General features: G+C 66.3%; 19 protein-coding genes. 12 read left to right on the top strand and 7 right to left on the bottom strand.

From position 1 onward, the window contains the following. The first annotated feature begins 12 nt into the window (after positions 1–12). A complete protein-coding gene (locus ACQP1G_RS35520; protein WP_433194048.1) occupies positions 13–1,257 on the top strand; it encodes a DUF7373 family lipoprotein in 1,245 nt (414 codons plus the stop codon). A gap of 4 nt (positions 1,258–1,261) precedes the next feature. Continuing rightward, positions 1,262–2,800 (top strand): serine/threonine-protein kinase, encoded by a 1,539-nt coding sequence (locus ACQP1G_RS35515; RefSeq protein ID WP_433194047.1) that lies wholly within the window; start codon positions 1,262–1,264, stop codon positions 2,798–2,800. Positions 2,801–2,993: 193 nt separating this feature from the next. On the opposite strand, the gene ACQP1G_RS35510 is transcribed toward ACQP1G_RS35515, so the two are convergent. Next, positions 2,994–4,424, bottom strand: a complete 1,431-nt coding sequence (locus ACQP1G_RS35510) for an amidase (RefSeq protein ID WP_433194046.1) — start codon at positions 4,422–4,424, stop codon at positions 2,994–2,996. Between the two features lie 162 nt (positions 4,425–4,586). Between ACQP1G_RS35510 and ACQP1G_RS35505 the strand changes: the two genes are divergently transcribed. Both ACQP1G_RS35505 and ACQP1G_RS35500 read left to right on the top strand, forming a co-directional pair. Then, entirely contained in the window at positions 4,587–5,453 is an 867-nt protein-coding gene (locus ACQP1G_RS35505) for an alpha/beta fold hydrolase (protein WP_433194045.1), read from the top strand. Beyond that, positions 5,440–6,039 carry a TetR/AcrR family transcriptional regulator gene (locus ACQP1G_RS35500; protein WP_433194044.1) on the top strand — a complete coding sequence of 200 codons (600 nt, stop codon included), beginning with the start codon at positions 5,440–5,442 and terminating at the stop codon, positions 6,037–6,039. The genes ACQP1G_RS35505 and ACQP1G_RS35500 overlap by 14 nt, the downstream gene beginning before the upstream one ends. Before the next feature lie 88 nt (positions 6,040–6,127). Here ACQP1G_RS35500 and ACQP1G_RS35495 read toward each other — a convergent pair whose 3' ends face one another. From ACQP1G_RS35495 to ACQP1G_RS35485, 3 genes are all read right to left on the bottom strand, one after another. Then, positions 6,128–6,904 (bottom strand): M15 family metallopeptidase, encoded by a 777-nt coding sequence (locus ACQP1G_RS35495; protein ID WP_433194043.1) that lies wholly within the window; start codon positions 6,902–6,904, stop codon positions 6,128–6,130. A gap of 21 nt (positions 6,905–6,925) precedes the next feature. Continuing rightward, on the bottom strand, positions 6,926–7,426 hold the full coding sequence (locus ACQP1G_RS35490; RefSeq protein ID WP_433194042.1) for an HIT family protein: 501 nt from the start codon (positions 7,424–7,426) through the stop codon (positions 6,926–6,928). A gap of 86 nt (positions 7,427–7,512) precedes the next feature. Further along, the gene (locus ACQP1G_RS35485) at positions 7,513–7,752 is read right to left on the bottom strand and encodes a hypothetical protein (protein ID WP_433194041.1); all 240 of its coding nucleotides are present in this window, start codon (positions 7,750–7,752) and stop codon (positions 7,513–7,515) included. Positions 7,753–7,929: 177 nt separating this feature from the next. Here ACQP1G_RS35485 and recO point away from each other — a divergent pair, with 177 nt between their 5' ends. The 7 genes from recO (at position 7,930) to ACQP1G_RS35450 (ending at position 14,374) form a co-directional block, all read left to right on the top strand. Further along, on the top strand, positions 7,930–8,715 hold the full coding sequence (gene recO, locus ACQP1G_RS35480) for a DNA repair protein RecO (protein WP_433194040.1): 786 nt from the start codon (positions 7,930–7,932) through the stop codon (positions 8,713–8,715). Between the two features lie 43 nt (positions 8,716–8,758). Then, complete coding sequence (locus tag ACQP1G_RS35475) at positions 8,759–9,583, top strand: isoprenyl transferase (RefSeq protein WP_433194039.1); 825 nt, start codon at positions 8,759–8,761, stop codon at positions 9,581–9,583. Positions 9,584–9,614: 31 nt separating this feature from the next. Continuing rightward, positions 9,615–10,025, top strand: a complete 411-nt coding sequence (locus ACQP1G_RS35470) for a hypothetical protein (RefSeq protein WP_433194038.1) — start codon at positions 9,615–9,617, stop codon at positions 10,023–10,025. A gap of 91 nt (positions 10,026–10,116) precedes the next feature. After that, positions 10,117–11,079 (top strand): ABC transporter ATP-binding protein, encoded by a 963-nt coding sequence (locus ACQP1G_RS35465; RefSeq protein ID WP_433194037.1) that lies wholly within the window; start codon positions 10,117–10,119, stop codon positions 11,077–11,079. A gap of 1 nt (position 11,080) precedes the next feature. Then, entirely contained in the window at positions 11,081–11,860 is a 780-nt protein-coding gene (locus tag ACQP1G_RS35460; protein WP_433194036.1) for an ABC transporter permease, read from the top strand. A 615-nt stretch (positions 11,861–12,475) separates the two neighbouring features. Next, complete coding sequence (locus ACQP1G_RS35455; protein ID WP_433194035.1) at positions 12,476–13,660, top strand: sensor histidine kinase; 1,185 nt, start codon at positions 12,476–12,478, stop codon at positions 13,658–13,660. Positions 13,661–13,768: 108 nt separating this feature from the next. Then, positions 13,769–14,374 (top strand): response regulator, encoded by a 606-nt coding sequence (locus ACQP1G_RS35450; RefSeq protein WP_433209105.1) that lies wholly within the window; start codon positions 13,769–13,771, stop codon positions 14,372–14,374. 82 nt (positions 14,375–14,456) lie between these two features. On the opposite strand, the gene ACQP1G_RS35445 is transcribed toward ACQP1G_RS35450, so the two are convergent. Continuing rightward, positions 14,457–15,077, bottom strand: coding sequence for a TetR/AcrR family transcriptional regulator (locus ACQP1G_RS35445; protein ID WP_433194034.1), 621 nt, complete (start codon positions 15,075–15,077; stop codon positions 14,457–14,459). A 101-nt stretch (positions 15,078–15,178) separates the two neighbouring features. Between ACQP1G_RS35445 and ACQP1G_RS35440 the strand changes: the two genes are divergently transcribed. Then, positions 15,179–16,156, top strand: a complete 978-nt coding sequence (locus tag ACQP1G_RS35440; protein ID WP_433194033.1) for a hypothetical protein — start codon at positions 15,179–15,181, stop codon at positions 16,154–16,156. Between the two features lie 77 nt (positions 16,157–16,233). Here ACQP1G_RS35440 and ACQP1G_RS35435 read toward each other — a convergent pair whose 3' ends face one another. Beyond that, positions 16,234–17,193, bottom strand: coding sequence for a hypothetical protein (locus tag ACQP1G_RS35435; protein WP_433194032.1), 960 nt, complete (start codon positions 17,191–17,193; stop codon positions 16,234–16,236). A 114-nt stretch (positions 17,194–17,307) separates the two neighbouring features. Further along, positions 17,308–17,742 carry a Fur family transcriptional regulator gene (locus tag ACQP1G_RS35430; protein WP_433194031.1) on the bottom strand — a complete coding sequence of 145 codons (435 nt, stop codon included), beginning with the start codon at positions 17,740–17,742 and terminating at the stop codon, positions 17,308–17,310. Between the last annotated feature and the right edge of the window lies 1 nt (position 17,743).

Genomic DNA, 17,743 nt, shown 5'->3' with positions numbered 1-17,743 from the left:
GATCGCGCGAGAATGAACCGCGCCGACCCGACTCGTTCGGTGGCCGCCGCGGCCGTAGCGGTCATGGTGCTGGTCTTGACAGTGGGCTGTGCGCTGCAGGGGCATCCGATACCGGCGAACCCGAATCCCACATCGCTCGATATCGGCCTGAACAGCATCGAACCCCTCGCGGTACCGCCCAATGACAACGAAAGCTATGGGCGGACACTGGAATCAGTTCGGATGGCGGAGGCGATGATCGATCCGGTCGAGGCCGACGCATCTCTGAAATTCGCCTTCGACACCGGCGGCGCAATGCCGCTACCGACGCCCGCGAAGGCGACCCGAGTGCTCGCGAAATCGGTGCGCCCGGTGCTCGAACGGTACGGGATGCTGGCCGGTTTCATGGTCGGCGGCGCGGACAAGGAACAGATCGGTCCGCCCGTCATCGGTCGGTCCCGGTTGCTCACCATTGTGCTGCTTCGCTTTCCGGATGCGACCGCGGCTCGGCAGGCAGCTCGGGAAATGGAGGCGACCGATGCCGCGGTGAGTTCCGACAATGTGTCCGTCGCCATTCCGAATCAGCCATCGGCATCCGCGCATTGGCGTCCGAACGTACCGACACTGGCCGCGACTATGGCGCACGAATCCTTCGTGATCAGTGTGCTCGTCGGCCATACGAGTCCGGATCTCGCCGTACTCACGGCAGTGGCGCGCCAGGCTTTCGAAGCGCAATCGACGCGGTTGCGCGACTATTCGGCCACACCGCGGGACCGGCTCGCCACGCTGCCACTCGACACCGACGGCATGCTGGCCAAGTTGATCGCCGAAGTACCTGGGCGCTGGCCCTTTCCGGCGGTGGCAATGACCGACTATGAGCAGAATGCCGGCTGGTATGCCGCCGCCATCGTGACCGGGATCGTCTTGGGCCCGCGTGGCACCTACCTGTACGGCTCGCGCCAGCGCCCGAGCTCGGTCGAGCTCGAGGCCGTCAACATCTGGAATGAACTCGACCGCTATCCGGATGCGGTCTCCGCCCGTCGGGCGTTCTCAGATCCTGAGCAGGATCAGAACCCCGAACTCCGCGCTGCGTCTGCGCCGGACGCGGTGCCGGACGTGCGCTGCGCGGAGCAGCTCGATGTGCCCCCGCAGCTCCCGCTCCGATTCACCTGCAGGCTCATCCACGGTCGCTACATCGCGCTGATTCGCGGCCGCGATCTGAAGAGCACCCATCAGCAGCTCGCGGCGCAGCTGGGTCTGCTGTTGAACAGCGAGTAGGGATATGGCTGGAAGGTTCGTTCCGGGAACGGTTTTTGCCGGATATGTGATCGAGAGGGTGCTCGGCAGCGGCGGGATGGGCGCGGTGTACGTGGCCAAACATCCGCGGCTGCCGCGTCGCGACGCGCTGAAGGTGTTGTCGGATGACCACAGCACCGATGCCGAATTTCGCGCGCGCTTCATTCGCGAGGCCGAACTCGCTGCCCGGCTGGACCATCCGAATATCGTCGCCGTGCACGACCGCGGTGTGCAGGACGGCCGTCTCTGGATCGCGATGCAGTTCGTCGACGGAATCGATGCCGCCCAGCTCATCCGCCGGGGGCCCGCGGAGCTGACACCCGATCGGGCGCTGCACATTATCGATGCCGCCGCACGCGGTCTCGATGAGGCCCATCGAGTCGGGATGCTGCACCGCGACGTCAAGCCGGCGAATATCCTATTGCAGCCCCGGCCGGGGCAGCCGGATCGCGTGTATGTCACCGATTTCGGAATCGCTAGGGCCGCAATCGAAACGACGGCGCTGACCGAGGTCGGTTCGGTGCTGGCCACGCTCGCCTATGCCGCTCCGGAGCAACTGATGGCAGGCCAGGTCGATCATCGGGCCGACGTGTACGCGTTGGGCTGCACACTGTTCGAACTACTGACCGGGCAGAAGCCCTTTCCCCGGACCACCGCCGTCGCGGTGATGCAGGCGCATATCCAGGACCCGCCCCCGCGTGCCACCGCCGCGAATCCGGCACTGCCGCAGGCGATCGATGACGTGATCGCACGAGCGATGGCGAAGAACCCGGAACATCGGCACCCATCCTGCGGTGCGCTCGCGGACGCGGCGGCCGCCGCGTTCGTACCGCGGGTGGCCGCGGCCACGCTCGACCTGCGGACGCAGGGCAGGGGGCGTTCCCGTCGTCGCATTGCGCTGGCTGTCGGCGTCGCGGCATCGGTCGTCGTGCTCGGGGGCGCGAGTGCGATAGCGTTGATCGGGAATTCGCATGAGACTCCCTCGACGGACGCTGCGGCAGGGTCGTCTGCGGTCGCGGTGTCCAGCAGCACAACACCGCCGACAACTACGGTTGCCGCAGGTGCCGCATCATGGGGTGGTCACAACTATATGGTTCGGGTGCTGCCCGACCTACTGCCCAGGACCCCTGCGGACAGCGGCTATCAGGGCATGCGGTGTGTCGCGGTCGATGACAAACGGCGTCCGATCGATGTGTACCAGGCGGTGGGAGCGTCGACCTATCTGTCCTGCAACGGCGATCGCGATCCGCTGGAATTCCTTATCGTGCAGTGCAATTCCAACCGAACGGTCAGCAGAATAGAGGCCTACACCGATGCTCCCGTCGCCGGTGATGAGCAGTGGGAACGCCCATCGGGCCGGGGCCGGGTGATCTGGCAGGACATCGCTGGTCCGGCCGGTCGACCGGCGGGCTCCCTGGAGGTCGAATTCGCAGACGGCGGCCGAAACTTCTGTCAGCTGCGGGTATTCGGCGGCAATTCCGGTCGTGATCTCTTCGAACGCTGGTGGCGAAACGCCCCGGTCTAGCGTCGAAAGTTCTTGTACCGTCTAACTACTCGACCATCGGCATCCTCGTCGCCACCGGCCTCGGGACGTCCGGTCAGCCACAGCAGTGCTTGCTGATGTATCCGCAGGGTGTTGTCAACGGCCGGGGTCCGGACGGGTGCCCGGCGGGCACCCGCAGCGATACCGAGGTCTGGATCCCGCCCGAACGCTGAACTCACCACCAGGGTTCGGGGCGGTGCCGATCCCAGCGCAATTCCGATTCCAGTTGTGCCGCAACCGATACCAGTAGCGGCTCGGTGTTCGCGGTTCCCATCAGTTGTGCGCCGACCGGGAGGCCGGCGTCGGTGAAGCCAGCGGGGACATTGACGGCGGGCCAACCGAGCACATTCCAGGGCCAGGTGTAGGGGCAGGCGGCGGTGATGAGGTCATTGGTGGCGTTGACGCCGATGCCATCGATCTCCTCGGCGCGCGGCGGTGGCGTCGCGGTGGTCGGCGCCAGCACCAGATCGTAGTCGCGGAAGAAGCCGCCGATTCGCTTGTGCAGCAATGATTCCGCCTGGCGCGCGGCGAACAGTGCCGGTCCGCTGAGGGCACGGCCGAACCGCACGTTCGCGGTGGTGCGCGGATCGACCTGCGCGCCGGGCATGTTGTCGTAGGCGGCCCGGATGCCCGCCATCGAGCGCGGCAGGAAGGATGCGCCGATCATGATGCCGTAGTGCAGATCCGCCACGGTCACCGCATGCCCGAGGCGGCGCAGCGTTGCGGCGATGCGCTGGACCGCGACCTCGACCTCCGGATGCAGCGCGGTCTTGGTGGCGGTGAACGGAATTCGCAGCGACAGTGCGATGCGCAGTCGCCCCGGATCACGGCCGACGGCATCGGATACGGTGAGTGGTTCGGGGGTGTGCAGATCGCCTCGATGCGGTCCGGCGGCCGTGTCGAGCAGCAGTGCGGCATCGGCGACGGTGCGCGCCAGCGGTCCGTTCACGGTGAGACCATAGAAGGCCTCGGCCTGCGGCCAGGTGGAGATGCGGCCGCGCTGCGGCTTGATGCCGACCAGGTTGGTCCACGCGGTCGGGATGCGGACCGAGCCCGCGCCATCGGAACCCAGTGCGGCGGGTACCAATCCGGCCGCGACGGCGGCCGCGGAACCGCCGGATGAACCGCCGGGCGTATGCGCGGCGCCCCAGGGATTGCGGGTGTGCCCGAAAGCGGCGCCGCTGGTGAACGGCAGCTGACCGAGTTCGCAGGTATTGGTCTTGCCGACGATCACCGCACCGGCCGCGCGCAGCCGCCGAACCGATTCCGCGTCTTCGGTTTTCGGGGGCAGATCGCCCCCGCAGCCGAATGCCGTTGGCACACCGGCGATATCGGTATCGTCCTTGATCGCGATCGGCACGCCGAGCAGGGGGAGTCGTTCGCCAGCGGCCAGGCGTTCGTCGGCCTCGGCCGCCTCGGCGAGTGCTTGTGCGCGCCGAACGATTCGGAAGGCGTTGAGGCTCGGCTGGCTGGCCTCGATCCGGTCGAGCGCGGCCCCGACCGCGGCCACGGAGCTGATCGTGCCCTGTGCGAGTGCCGCCGCGGAGTCGGCGAGTCCGAGTTCGGCGGTCTCGGCTGGGCGCAGGCTGGGGTCGGACACCGTCATGGGAACTCCGTCTCCTTCATTCTTTCGTTGCACGGTAGCGCGGAGCTGGTCAGTCGTCCACATTGCGTCGCAAATCTCCACCCGAGGTAGGAGGCGGAAACCTAGACATACATACGGGATGTATGTAACAGTGGGTAGGCACTGCAAACACATGGAGGAACCATGGGAATCAGTACGTCACTCGGCCGCAGTCACGAGGTAGACCTACCCGGCGGCCGCATCCGGTATCACGACACAGGGGAGGGCGCGCCGGTCGTATTCGTGCACGGCCTGCTCGTCAACTCCGATCTCTGGCGCAAGGTCGTCCCCGCCATCGCGGCGGCGGGCTATCGCTGTCTCAGTCCGGACTTGCCGCTCGGCTCACACGAAATCCCGGTCCCCGCAGCGGATCTCACGCCAACCGGGGTCGCCGATCTGATCGCCGACTTCCTGGAGCGACTGGACCTCACCGACGTCACCATCGTCGCCAATGACACCGGCGGCGCGATCACCCAGGTGTTGCTGACCCGGCGACCGGAGCGGATCGGTCGCGTAGTGCTGACCTCGTGCGACGCCTACGAAGGGTTCTTCCCTCCGGCCTTCGCAGCGCTACCGGTGCTGGCGCGGATGCCGGGTTCGCTGCGGCCGCTGACCGAGTTGATGCGTATTCGTGCACTGCACCGCCTGCCTATCGCGTTCGGCTGGGTGACAAAGCGCCCGGTCCCGCCGGAGATCGCCGACTCCTATCTGCTGCCGAGCCGGAATTCGGCGGCGATCCGCAAGGATCTGCGACGCTTCCTGAAGACCGTGCATCGCCGCTATACGCTCGACGCTGCCACCCGATTCCCGTCGGTGCGGGTTCCGGTGCTGATCGCGTGGGCCCGCGAGGACAAGATCTTCCCGTTGAAGTTCGCCGAGCGTCTGGCCGCCGAACTGCCGAACTCCACCCTGAAATTCATCGACGACTCCTACACGTTCCTGTCCGAAGATCAGCCCGAGTTGCTCTCCGAAACGATCCTGGAGTTCACTCGGCTGCATGCAACGCCGTAGTCAGGAGGATCGCTCCCGTGCCACCCGAGCCGCGCTCGAGCAGGCCGGCCGCCGGTTGTTCGCCGAGCGCGGGTTCGCGGCGACCTCGGCCGAGGAACTCGTCACCGAGGCGGGGGTCACCCGCGGCGCACTGCACCACCACTACGGCGATAAGCGCGGGCTGTTCCTCGCAGTGCTCGAACAACTGGAAGTCGAGGGCACCACGGAAATCGAAAACGCCATCGGCGCAGTGAATCCCGATGACATCCTCACCTCGATGGCCATCGGCCTCAATACCTTCCTGGAGATCTGCCAGCGCCCCGAGATGATCCGCATCACCCTCTACGACGGCCCCGCCGTACTCGGGTGGCAGGCCTTTCGCGAATTCGAGGTGCGCCACGGGCTGGGGCTGATCGTCTCCGAACTGGAGCGCGCCCGCGACGAAGGTCTGATCGCCGACGCGCCCATTCCGGTGCTGGCCCAGCTGATCTTCAGCGCGGTCACCGAAGCGGGCCTGATCGTCGCCCACGCGGCCGATAAGGACGCCGCCCGCGCCCAGGCCCAACAGTCCCTGATGCTGCTCATCGGCGGCATTCTCCGCACCTGACGGCGCGGTTGCAGGGGTGTCGCATTGCTGATGGTCTCTTCGCATAGGTCGCTGTGAGGAGACCACTCGTTATGCGAGGCACGGAACATCAGTGGATGGGGAAGTTGAAGTAGGTTTCGGGGAAGGGCTCGGCTTTCAAGGTGAAGTGCCACCACTCCTCGGCGAGGTTTTTGAAGCCGTGCTCGTCCATGAGGTTCGTCAGTAGCTCACGGAGCGCGCGCTGGGTGCCGCTCGGTGCTGGGGCGGCCGTATGCGCCAGCGGATCGAAGCAGTCATAGCCTGTGCCGAAGTCGAGGCTGTTATCCCGGAATCGCTGGTCGGCGGGCAGTGTGCATGCGTGCAGCGGATCACCGTCGTGATACTGGTCTTGATCGGCCGCCGGTAGCGCGACGATCGTGAGATCCAACGTGCTGCCACGACTGTGTCCGGACTTCTCCGCGATATACCCGTCGCGGAACAGATTCGCCTTCTCCACCGTCGGATAGAACTCCGCCCGCATCTTGGTGTCGCCGAGATCCTTTGCCCAACTGACGAATTGGTCCACCGCGCGCTGCGGTCGGTAGCAGTCGTAGGTCTTCAACCCGAGTCCCATCGGCCGCAACTCCCGCTGCACGTCAGCGAGCGCCGCGGCTGCCTCCTTGGTCAACAGGCACTTCGGCGCTTCATACCCGTTGATCCGCCCGCCGATGAAGTTGTGCTCTCCGAAGTACCGCGCATCGACAATGATGGTCGGGTCGAGCTCCGTCACCGACACGAACGCCGTTTCGTCGGGCTTGGGCTTGCTCGGTTCCGTATCCCCGCAACCTACGACACCGATGGCACCGACCACCGCCAAAACCGCTGAGCAGAAGCGAATTCCGCGCATCCGAAGATCATAGCCGCTGAGCTACGCTCCCGAACCGAGTTCCGTTCGCAGCCGCCCGCCGAACTCCGCCGCCTCCGCGGCCGACCAAGGAATCACCCCGTTCTCGGCCATCAGCGCATGAAACTGCTGGCGCTCATAAGGTGTGCCGGGCGTGAGCGGCTGAATATGCCAGTGCACATGCGCGTTGCCCTGTTGGCTCCCGAGTGAGAGCACATAGGTGCGCTCCGACGGCACAACGGCTTCGACGGCTCGTGCGATCCGATATACCACCGCCTGCAACCGCAGGTACGCAGCCTCGTCGAAGTCCCGAACGACATGTTCGACATGCGCCTTCGGAGCCACCAGAACATGTCCGTACATCGTCGGATATCTCCCCAGGAAAGCACTGTGCACATCGTCATCGAAGACAACCTCGTGCTCGGACCCCGGCGCACCGGCAACAAGGTCGCAGATGAAGCATGGCCCTGACCGCACCCGCCGTTGATAACCCACCAGATCGAACGGCACCCGATCTCCCCGCATCCGATCACTCCCTCCTCGAAAAGATCCGTTCACCTCGGTCGGCGGTCGACGCACTACCCGGGCGTCGATGTCAGCAGACCCCGGGTTCAGACCTGTCGACCTGTGTCCGGTTCGATGTTGCCCGACTCCACCAGGACATTCCAGGCCGCGGCCTTGCGTAGACACCCGTCGGCGCGCCATTCGCGATGTCGCTGCACGGTCCGGTGCGCTTCGGTCACGCTCAGCGGTTGGTCGGGTGCCTCGTGCGGCCACGATTCGGAGTTGGTGGGCTGGGCATTCTCGGTCTCGCTGCGTCGGCGCTCGGCTCTCCATTCGGCCCTGGACAAGCTCTCACCGAGTGAGATTCCGCCGCTTTCGAACCGTCCGCAGGCGTTCTATGAGATCGACGCTCATGGTTCGAGACCGGGCTCTTCCAGCCATGGCGCATCCGAAGCACACGGCGAGCAAGCATTGCTGCGCCGCGCCTGGCGGTGGGGGTCAGGGGTTCGTGGGAGGATGAGGGCGTGCGTTTGTATCGGGATGAGGCGGTGGTGGTTCGCCAGCACAAGCTGGGCGAGGCGGATCGCATTGTCACGTTGCTGACGCGGCAGCACGGGTTGGTGCGGGCGGTGGCCAAGGGGGTGCGGCGGACGAAGTCGCGGTTCGGGGCGCGGCTGGAGCCGTTCGCTTATGTGGATGTGCAACTGCATCCGGGGCGCAATCTCGACACGATCACCCAGGCGCACACCATGGAGGCGTTCGCCGCCGATATCGTCGACGACTACGGGCGCTACACCACGGCCTGCGCGGTGCTGGAGACCGCGGAACGGCTGGCCGGTGAGGAGCGCGCACCCGCACCGAAGCTGCACGCGCTGACCGCGAGCGCGCTGCGGGCGATCGCCGCCAAACAACGCCCGCACGAGTTGATCCTCGACGCATATCTGTTGCGCGCCATGGGTTTTGCGGGTTGGGCCCCCGCGCTGGACGAATGCGCGCGCTGCGCGACGCCCGGTCCGCACCGCGCGTTCCACGTCGCCGCCGGTGGCGCTGTCTGTGTGCACTGCCGCCCGCCCGGTTCCGCCACCCCGGCCCCCGGCGTCCTCGACCTGCTGATCGCCCTGCTGAAAGGCGAGTGGGACTACGTCGAGCAGGTCCCCGACCAGATCCGCAGACAGGCCAGCGGCTTGGTCGCGGCGCACCTGCAGTGGCATCTCGAGCGTCAGTTGCGCACTCTTCCGCTGGTCGAGCGGTCGCGCTCGACCGATGCGACGGCCGTTTCGGCGTCCGCGACCGCCGGACAAACCGGCTGACCTGGACACAAGTTCTCCACAACCATCAGGCAGGATGGTTGTCGTGATCCTCCGTCGAGACTCTGCCGCGCCGACCAGGTCGACCAGCGCACGGTCGGGTGCCGAACGCACCGTCCGTCCGCCGTCGCCGCACCCTTCGGGTGCCACGCCGCCGGAATTGCCGGCGGAGTTGGTGCCCAAACACGTGGCGCTGGTGATGGACGGCAATGGGCGCTGGGCGCAGGAGCGCGGGCTGCCGCGCACCGCGGGCCACGAGCGCGGCGAGGCGGTGCTGATGGACACCGTCGAGGGCTGTATCGAGATCGGGGTGAAGTGGCTCTCGGCCTACGCCTTCTCCACCGAGAACTGGCGGCGCAGCCCGGAGGAGGTGCGCTTCCTCATGGGGTTCAACCGCGATGTCATCCGCCGCCGCCGTGACGAGATGCACGAGATGGGTGTGCGGGTGCGCTGGGCGGGGCGGCGACCGCGATTGTGGCGCAGCGTGATCAACGAGTTGGAGACCGCGCAGGAGCTGACCAAGGACAACACGGTGATGACCCTCACCATGTGCGTCAACTATGGCGGTCGTGCCGAAATCGCGGACGCCGCAAGGGAAATCGCGCGTCGGGTCGCGGCGGGCGAGATCGATCCGGAGCGGGTGAACGAGGCGACGATCGCCAAGTACCTCGACGAGCCGGATATGCCGGACGTCGACCTGTTCCTGCGCCCCTCCGGTGAATTCCGCAGTTCGAACTTCCTCATCTGGCAGTCCGCCTATGCCGAATTCGTCTACCAGGACACGCTGTTTCCCGATTTCGACAGGCGCAACTTGTGGGAGGCCTGCCTCCAGTACGCTTCGCGTGACCGTCGCTTCGGGGGGACCAAGTGAACGGCGGCACCAGATGAACGGCGGCACCGACATGGACGCAGCAGTGACCCCCGAGCAGGAGCTACAGGCCAGGGCTGGCGCCTGTCTGTCGCTCTATGACGTCGATGTGCGGGTCGACCCCGAGGGTTCGATCGGCTTCGAGTACGAGGGCGCGCTGTGCTCGCTGCGGGCGGTGACCTTGGCACCCGGCCTGGATGTGCTGACGCTGACCTGCGTGCTGGCCTGGGACCGCCCATTGAAGCCGCAGCTGCACAAGCGAGTCGCCGAGCGCAATAGCGCGATTCAGTTCGGCTCGATCACACTGATCAGTCGCGGCAGCCAGGCCGATGTCATCCTGCGCTACACCTTCCCGGCCGCGGGTCTGGACGATCAGGCGCTGGCCACCATGCTGCTGCTGGTGCTCTCCGGCGCGGGTAAGGCCAGGCAGGGACTATTGCCCTGAGCGGCGCCACGCCGATGTCATGACAGATGTCATGGCAGGTTCGTGACACTCATGCGAGGTACCGGGCCGCTGATTGCGTGACCGTTGAGTCATGACATCGGCACTGACATCCACGGCCATCTTCGCCGCGGCGGGGGGCTCGGGCAGGCACCGGGCGTCGTCCGCGATCGAACTGCGCGACCTGCACAAGAGCTTCCGGCTCCCGGGTGGCGGCGAGGTGCGCGCCGTCGACGGACTCGAACTGGTGGTCGCGCCGGGGGAGATCGTCGCCTTCCTCGGCCCCAATGGCGCGGGTAAGACCACCACCATCGATATGCTGCTCGGTCTGGCTGCACCGGACTCCGGCAGCGTGCAGGTCTTCGGCGGCACACCGGCGCAAGCGCTTGCGGCGGGCCGCATCTCGGCGGTCATGCAGTCGGGCGGGCTGCTGCCCGATCTGACCGTCGCCGAGACCGTGCAACTGGTGGCCACGCTGCACGCACATCCGCGCTCGGTCGAGGAGGTGCTGGCCCGCGCGGGTATCGCCGATATCGGCGCGCGTCTGGTCGGCAAATGCTCGGGCGGGCAGAAGCAGCGCCTGCGATTCGCGCTGGCGCTACTCCCCAATCCGGATCTCATCGTCCTCGACGAGCCGACCACCGGCATGGATGTCGAAGGGCGCCGGGAGTTCTGGAATGCCATGCGCGAGGACTCCGACCGCGGCCGGACCGTGCTGTTCGCCACCCACTATCTCGACGAGGCCGATGCCTATGCCGACCGGATCGTGCTGGTGCGCGCGGGCCGGGTGGTCGCCGACGGCAGCGCCGCCGAGATCAAGAACCTGGTCGCTGGCCGTGCCGTCAGCGCCACCCTGCCCAGCGCCGATCCGGCTCGGCTGCTCGCGGTCCCCGGCGTCGACAATGTCGAACTGCGTGGTGACCGAATCATCCTGCACACCAAGGACTCCGACGCCATCGCCCGCTATCTGCTCACCGAGACCGCCGCGGTAGATCTCGAAATCACCTCGCACAATCTCGAATCCGCATTCCTGGCGCTCACCACGGGAGACAACTGATATGACCACCATCGCCCCACAGGCGGTTTCGACGCACGTACCGCTCGGCGGCTTCAGTGTCGGCTTCCTGCGCCTGGAACTGCGCCGCATGCTGCGCAACCGGCGCACCATGATCTTCACGTTGATCATGCCGCCGCTGTTCTTCGTCATCTTCGGCCTGCAATCCGATTACAAGACACAGTCTTTCGGCTCGGGCAATGTCACCGGCTACGTCATGGTCTCGATGGCGGTGTACGGCGCGATGCTGGCGACCACGAGCGGCGGTGCCATGGTCGCGATCGAACGCGCGCAGGGCTGGAGCCGCCAATTGCGGCTCACCCCACTGCATCCGATCGCCTATATCGCCACCAAGGTCGCCGTCGCGATGGTGCTCGGCCTGGTGTCGGTCGCCGCGGTCTTCGTCATCGGCGGAATCTTCGGTGCCCATCTGACGGTCACCGCCTGGGTGAGCTGCTTCCTGCTCGCCTGGATCTGCTCCCTGGTCTTCGCCGCCTTCGGCCTGTTCGTCGGCTACCTGCTGCCCTCGGAGAACGTCATGCAGCTGCTCGGTCCCGCGCTCGCGGGCCTGTCCTTCGCCGGTGGCCTGTTCATGCCCTTGCACGGCTGGTTCGAGACGGTCTCCAAGATCTTCCCGACCAATGGCGTAGCCACCCTGGCCCGCATGCCCTTCGGTGACACCAGCACCACATCGGTGGCCCTGGCGATCCTCAATGTCATCGCGTGGGCCACGGTCTTCGTCGGCGGCGCCGCCATCCTGTTCCGCCGTGACACCGCTCGCTGACCCGCCGGGCAGCACCGGCCACCCGCCCCGCACGGTATGCGGTTGTGCCGTGCCGAGTGGCCAGGTGGTGCTGGGCCGTCGTGTGGTGGCGGCGTCGGGTGGGTCGGCGATGCGATGCCGGGCGGCGTCGCGCGAGTTGACCACGCGATGCGGGTGCGCCGGGCTCGTCGGCGATGCCGCGCCGAGTGGCCATGTGGTGGCGCGCCGAATGGCCACGCGGGTGCCGGGTCGCCGTGATGTGCCGGGCGGTGGCGTCGTGCAAGTTGACCGTGCGATGCGAGGTGGGTGCGCGAGACTTGTCGGCGGTGTCGGGTGGGTTGGTGATGCGATGCCGGGCGGCGTCGCGCGAGTTGACGACGCGATGCGCTGCGGGTGCGTTGGGCTCGTCGGCGATGCCGTATGTGCTGGCCATGGGGTGCCGGGCGGCCGTATCGTGTCGGCTTTCAATGCGGTGCCGGGCGGCTGTGCGAGCCGCGCGGTGCGAGTGATTCGGGCGGTGCGAGGAGTATCGGCGATATCGGGCGGGGTCGGTTCGGTAGCGTCGGTGCTCGTGATCAGCCAGTATGCGCGCCGGTACCGGGGGTTCGCCTGCACGGTGGCGGGGCGGGGGCAGCGATGGGTGTGAAGTCCGCGCTCGATTCGCTGCGGGGCGGGGCGGCGTCCGAGCTGTTGGATCGGGTAGTCCAGGACGGGGGAGTCGCAGCGGACGGGAAGCGGCGCGGGTGGTTCGGCGGGCTCATGTCGGTGGCGTGGCTGTCGTACATGGTCGGACCGGTTATCCAGAGTTGGGTGGACGGGGAGCAGCCGACGGCGAGTTTGGCGACGGCGGCACTGCTCGCCTATGCGGCGTTGATCGTCGGATCCTTCATCGTCTTCCGTCGGCCCAGCCGCAGCGACCCGTTGGTGGACCGTCCGGTCGACTGGCGAATGTGGCCGGTGCTCGCGGCCATGCTGGCGTGCACCGCGGCGTTGATCGCGCTGCTCGGCCCGGTCGCCATGCCGACCTTGATCTTTGTCGGCGTGATCGCCATTTTCCATATGCCGTCGCGTGAATCGGGATATGTGGCGGTCACGGTCATGCTCGCGCTGCTGCTCGTGCCGGTGGCATTGCCGAGGCTGTCCGGTGTGCCGTTCTACGTGTCCTTCGTGCCCGTCGTGATCTGGGTGGCCAGGCAGCTGGGTTTACGAGGCGATCGGTTGGCCGAGTTGACCCGACGGCAGCAGGCCGAGCTCGCAATTGTCGAGGAACGCAACCGCGTCGCGCGCGACGTACACGATATCCTCGGACATTCGCTGACCGTGATCACGGTGAAAACCGAACTCGCGCAACGCCTCATCGATGTGGATCTGGTGCGGGCGAAGGCCGAGATGGCCGATGTCGAGCGGTTGGCGCGCGAGGCGTTGGCCGGGGTTCGCGACACCGTCGGCGGTCTGCGGGAGGTCTCGCTGCGCGGTGAATTGGCCAATGCGCGAACGGCGTTGGCGGCCGCCGATATCGACGCGGCGCTTCCGGATGCCGCGCAACTGCCCGAGATCGGCAACAGTGAATTGTTCGGCTGGGTACTGCGCGAGGCGGTGACCAATGTGATCCGGCACAGTGCTGCCCGGCATTGCACGGTCACCGTGACCGATACGAGCATCGAAGTGGTCGACGATGGTCGCGGGCTCGGGGACCCCGAGTCCGGGACGGGCCTGTCCGGCCTGCGTGAACGGGTGCGGGCCGCTGGGGGAACATTGACGTTGTCGTCGCCCGAAGGAGGTGGAGTTCGTGTGCGTGCCACGGTGCCCGCAGTCGAGTGAAATGGGTCCAGGCGTGCATCTACCGCCGAATCATCGCGGAAATGGCCATGAACCAGCGAAATATGCATGCTCAGAGCCATTCTCGCGCCTGACATCCTGGGGCAGCGCATGATCCGCCTCCTGCTCGCCGACGATCAGGCGCTGGTCCGTGGTGCACTCGCCGCGCTGCTCGGCTTGGAGTCCGATCTCGAGGTGGTCGCCGAGGTCGGACGTGGTGACGAAGTACTCGACGCCGTGGCACGCACGACCCCCGATGTGGTGCTGCTGGATGTGGAAATGCCGGGCCTGGACGGCATCGCGGTCGCGGCGCAACTGCATACCGCGCATCCGGACCTGCGCATCCTGATGGTCACGACCTTCGGTCGACCGGGCTATCTGCGGCGCGCAATCGACGCGGGCGCAAGCGGATTCGTCGTCAAGGACACTCCGGCCCGCGAACTCGCGGATGCGGTGCGGCGAGTCCACCTGGGCTTACGTGTGGTCGATCCCGCGCTCGCCACCGAAACCTTGACCGTCGGCACCTCACCACTGACCGCCCGCGAACGCGAGGTCCTCGCCGCCGCGGCCGACGGTGCGACCGCGGGCGCGATCGCCAAAAAGCTCCACCTATCGGAAGGCACTGTCCGCAACCACCTTTCGTCCGCCATCGGCAAAACCGGAACCAGCACCCGCGCCGAGGCCGTGCGCGCCGCCGAACGCCTGGGCTGGCTCTAAAGGCAACACGCTGCCGCACAATCAGTTATCGCCTCGCGCAATGTGTGCGCCTTATGCGAGGCGGCCACTGGATATGCGTCGTCTAGACGTCGACCGACGGGGCGGCAGGCTGGCCATACGGCAGCAGGGTCTGCACGCCACGAGCCAGCGTTTCTGGATCCAGATCGCCGATGATCAAGTGCTGCAACATGAATCCCGGTACCAGGCCCAGGATGGCCGTCGCGACCGCGTGGATATCGGTATCCGGCGGTAACCAGCCAACGTCCACCATGCGCTCGGTGTACTCGTACCATCGCTCGCGCATTGCGAGCACGGCGTCCTTGACGTATTCGGCCGCCTCCGCGTGTACCAGCGCCAGCGCCCACGCCTGTGGTGCGAGCCGGACCGGCCCCTCCGGACCGCTCCGCTCGACCACCTGCTCGGCGATGAGTCGGATGAGTTGGGCTGGGGTCGGCAGCGGATCGGACCGAATCGCCCTGGTCATTGCGGCCCGCAGTTCGACGGTGGTCTCGGTGGCCAGTGCAGCGATGATGTCGTTCTTGCTCTTGAAGTAGCGGTAGACCGCACCGGCCGAGAGCCCCGATTCGCTGAAGATGTCCTGCATCGACGTCTCGTGAAAGCCTTTGCGGGCAAAGCAGAGTTGTGCGGCGTCGAGGATCTGCTGCCTGCGGCGCTCCAGGTGTTCTGTACTGACTCGGGGCATGGTTCCAAAATAAAACGAATGCTCGTTCTTGACAAGTGGGATGGGGCGTGCGACGGTATCCACATCGAAAGAGAACGATCATTCGATTTTCGGGAGACGTCATGAATACCATCCAGCGGGCACTCGCCGTCGGCGTCGGCGCGGCCCTGCTCCAGGCGCTGATGCTGATCGCTTTCGCCTGGCCCGCGGCCCATATCGCACCGCGCGATCTGCCCATTGCCGTGAGCGGCCCACAGGCCGCGGTGGTCGCCGACAAATTGACCCAACATGATCCGGATGCCTTCGATATCACCAACCCGGCCGACGAAGCGGCGGCTCGCGACGCGATCGAGAACCGCGATGTCTACGGCGCCGTCATCACCGGCGGCGGCGCCCCGCGCGTACTGGTCGCCTCCGGCGCGAGTCCCATAGTGGCCCAACAACTCACCGCGATCGCCCAGCAGTTGTCCGGTGCCCCGGTCGCGGCGGTCGAGGATGTGGTCGCCGCCGACCCCGACGATCCGCGCGGTACCGCCTTCGGTGCGATGGTGTTGCCGCTGGTGATGTCCGGTATTGCGGCGGGTGTCGTACTCAGCCTGTTGATTCCGACGGTCGGTGGTCGGGCGATCGGACTGATCACCTTCGGTATCGCGGGCGGGCTGCTGAGCATGGTGATCATCCAGACCTGGATGTCGGTGGTACCCGGTCCCTACCTGACCCTGGCCGCGGTCGCGGGTCTGGTGTCGTTCGCGGTCTCCGGCGCGGTTGTCGGGCTCGCCACCGCGGTCGGCCGCGCGGGTATCGGCATCGCGGCGCTGACCATGCTCCTGGTCGGCAACCCGTTCTCGGCCGCCACCTCGGCCCCGGAACTGCTACCACAGCCGTGGGGGGCCGTCGGTCAGCTGCTGCCGCCCGGCGCCGCTGCCTCGCTGCTGCGCTCGGTTGCCTTCTTCGACGGTGCCGCCGCCACCAAACCGCTGGTGGTCCTGACCATTTGGGCCCTGGCAGCCCTCGTCCTGCTCGGCATCGGGGCACTGCGTGGACGCCGCCCGGCCGCGGATCCAGTGCCGGTCCGGTCCGGCGATCCGGTCGCCGCCTGAGCCGAACCACCGCCTCGAAAACGACCGCAGGCCACCACTATCGGGTAATCCCGACAGTGGTGGCCTGCGGTGTGTTCTCAGTTGATGGTGAAGGAGAAGGTCGGGGCGGCGGCCTCGCCCTTCTTGGCGTCGTAGCTCACCACGTAGCTGCCGGTGGCCGGGGACGGAACCACGAAGACAACGTAGTTCTTCGCGTTGTCGATGGTTTCGTTCGTATTCAGCAACTCGTTGATCGGGCCGCGAATATCGGCTGGAATGGCTTGGCCGTCAGGGGTTTTCACGGTGAAGTAGTCGTAGAAGACGTTCAGTCCGCCTGCGGAGATCCCGGGCCCACCAATGAGCTTGATGTGAAGCGAGAGATCCATCTTGCCGCGCTCGTCCTCGGTGTAACTCGGTGTGAATGTGCCGCCGGTGATTTCGATCGTCGTCTGATCCTGCACCAGTTTGCCGGTGACATTCAGTGTCTTCGGCGCGACGCCCTCGACCTGAGCCGAGGTCCTCAACGGAATCTTGGTCTGATTGTCCGAGGCCTGCCCGTAGATCACCGTAATGGTGTCCAGCAGGTGCTCGGCATCGTGCAGTGTCTTGACCGATGTGGTGACTTTCCCAGTGGCCGAACCCTTTCCGGGCACGGTTGGGGAGTCGAAGCTCGCACCGGCGTCGACCTCCTTGTCGACCTGCAGGTAGGTGTTGTTGCTGATCGTCTTGTTGTCGGGGGTGGTGTTCTTGTAGGTGATGTCGATCAGCACCTTGGCTCCGCCGAATTCGTCGGGGACCACGGTCGCCTTGTCCACCGTAATATCGAAACCTTCGTACCAGCCGGTCTTGCCGATGGTTCGGATGGTCGATCGGCCGTTGGTCGACCCCGGTTGTCCTTGGCCGACGGTGCTCTGGGCGGAGACCGTCGTGGTCGGTCCCGCTTTGGTGTCCTTGTCATTGCACGCCGTCATGAGCACGGCGGAACTGCCGATGAGTACGGCCGCCCCAATTGTGGTGAGATACCGTCGTTTACCCGACGGAATGACCGATGATCGCACGCTGCCTCCCAGAAGATTTGCCATCTCAGTGCGCGACGCCCGGAACGCCCGGGCGTTGTCTGATTCGCAGTGAAATCTTCTTCGGAGGCGGTGTTGTTAACTATGGGACCGCCGTCATGCTTTGGAGCGGTTCGCTTTCGCGCATTCGCAGCAGGTGCCGAAGATCTCCATGGTGTGGCTGACCTCGGTGAATCCATGTTCGCCCGCGATGGTTTCGGCCCAGGCCTCCACGGTCGGGCCCTCGACCTCCACGGTGCGTCCACAGTGTCGGCACACCAGATGGTGATGGTGCCCGGTCGAGCACTGCCGATAGACGGACTCTCCGGTGTCGGTGCGCAGTACGTCGACGAGTCCGGCATCGGCCAGTGATTGCAGGGTGCGGTAGACCGTGGTCAGTCCGATGCCCTCGCCGCGCCGACGCAACTCGTCGTGCAACTCCTGTGCGGAGCGGAACTCCTCGATATCGCGGAGCAGTGCGGCGATCGCGCTGCGCTGCCGGGTACTGCGGACACCGACCGGCTTGTCCGGCAAGACCGTCTTATCTGGCACG

The sequence above is a fragment of the Nocardia sp. CA-107356 genome, from assembly GCF_050946365.1.
Taxonomy (GTDB): domain Bacteria; phylum Actinomycetota; class Actinomycetes; order Mycobacteriales; family Mycobacteriaceae; genus Nocardia.
The sequence above is the reverse complement of the archived record's forward strand: the minus strand, read 5'-3'. Positions and strand labels throughout refer to the sequence as shown.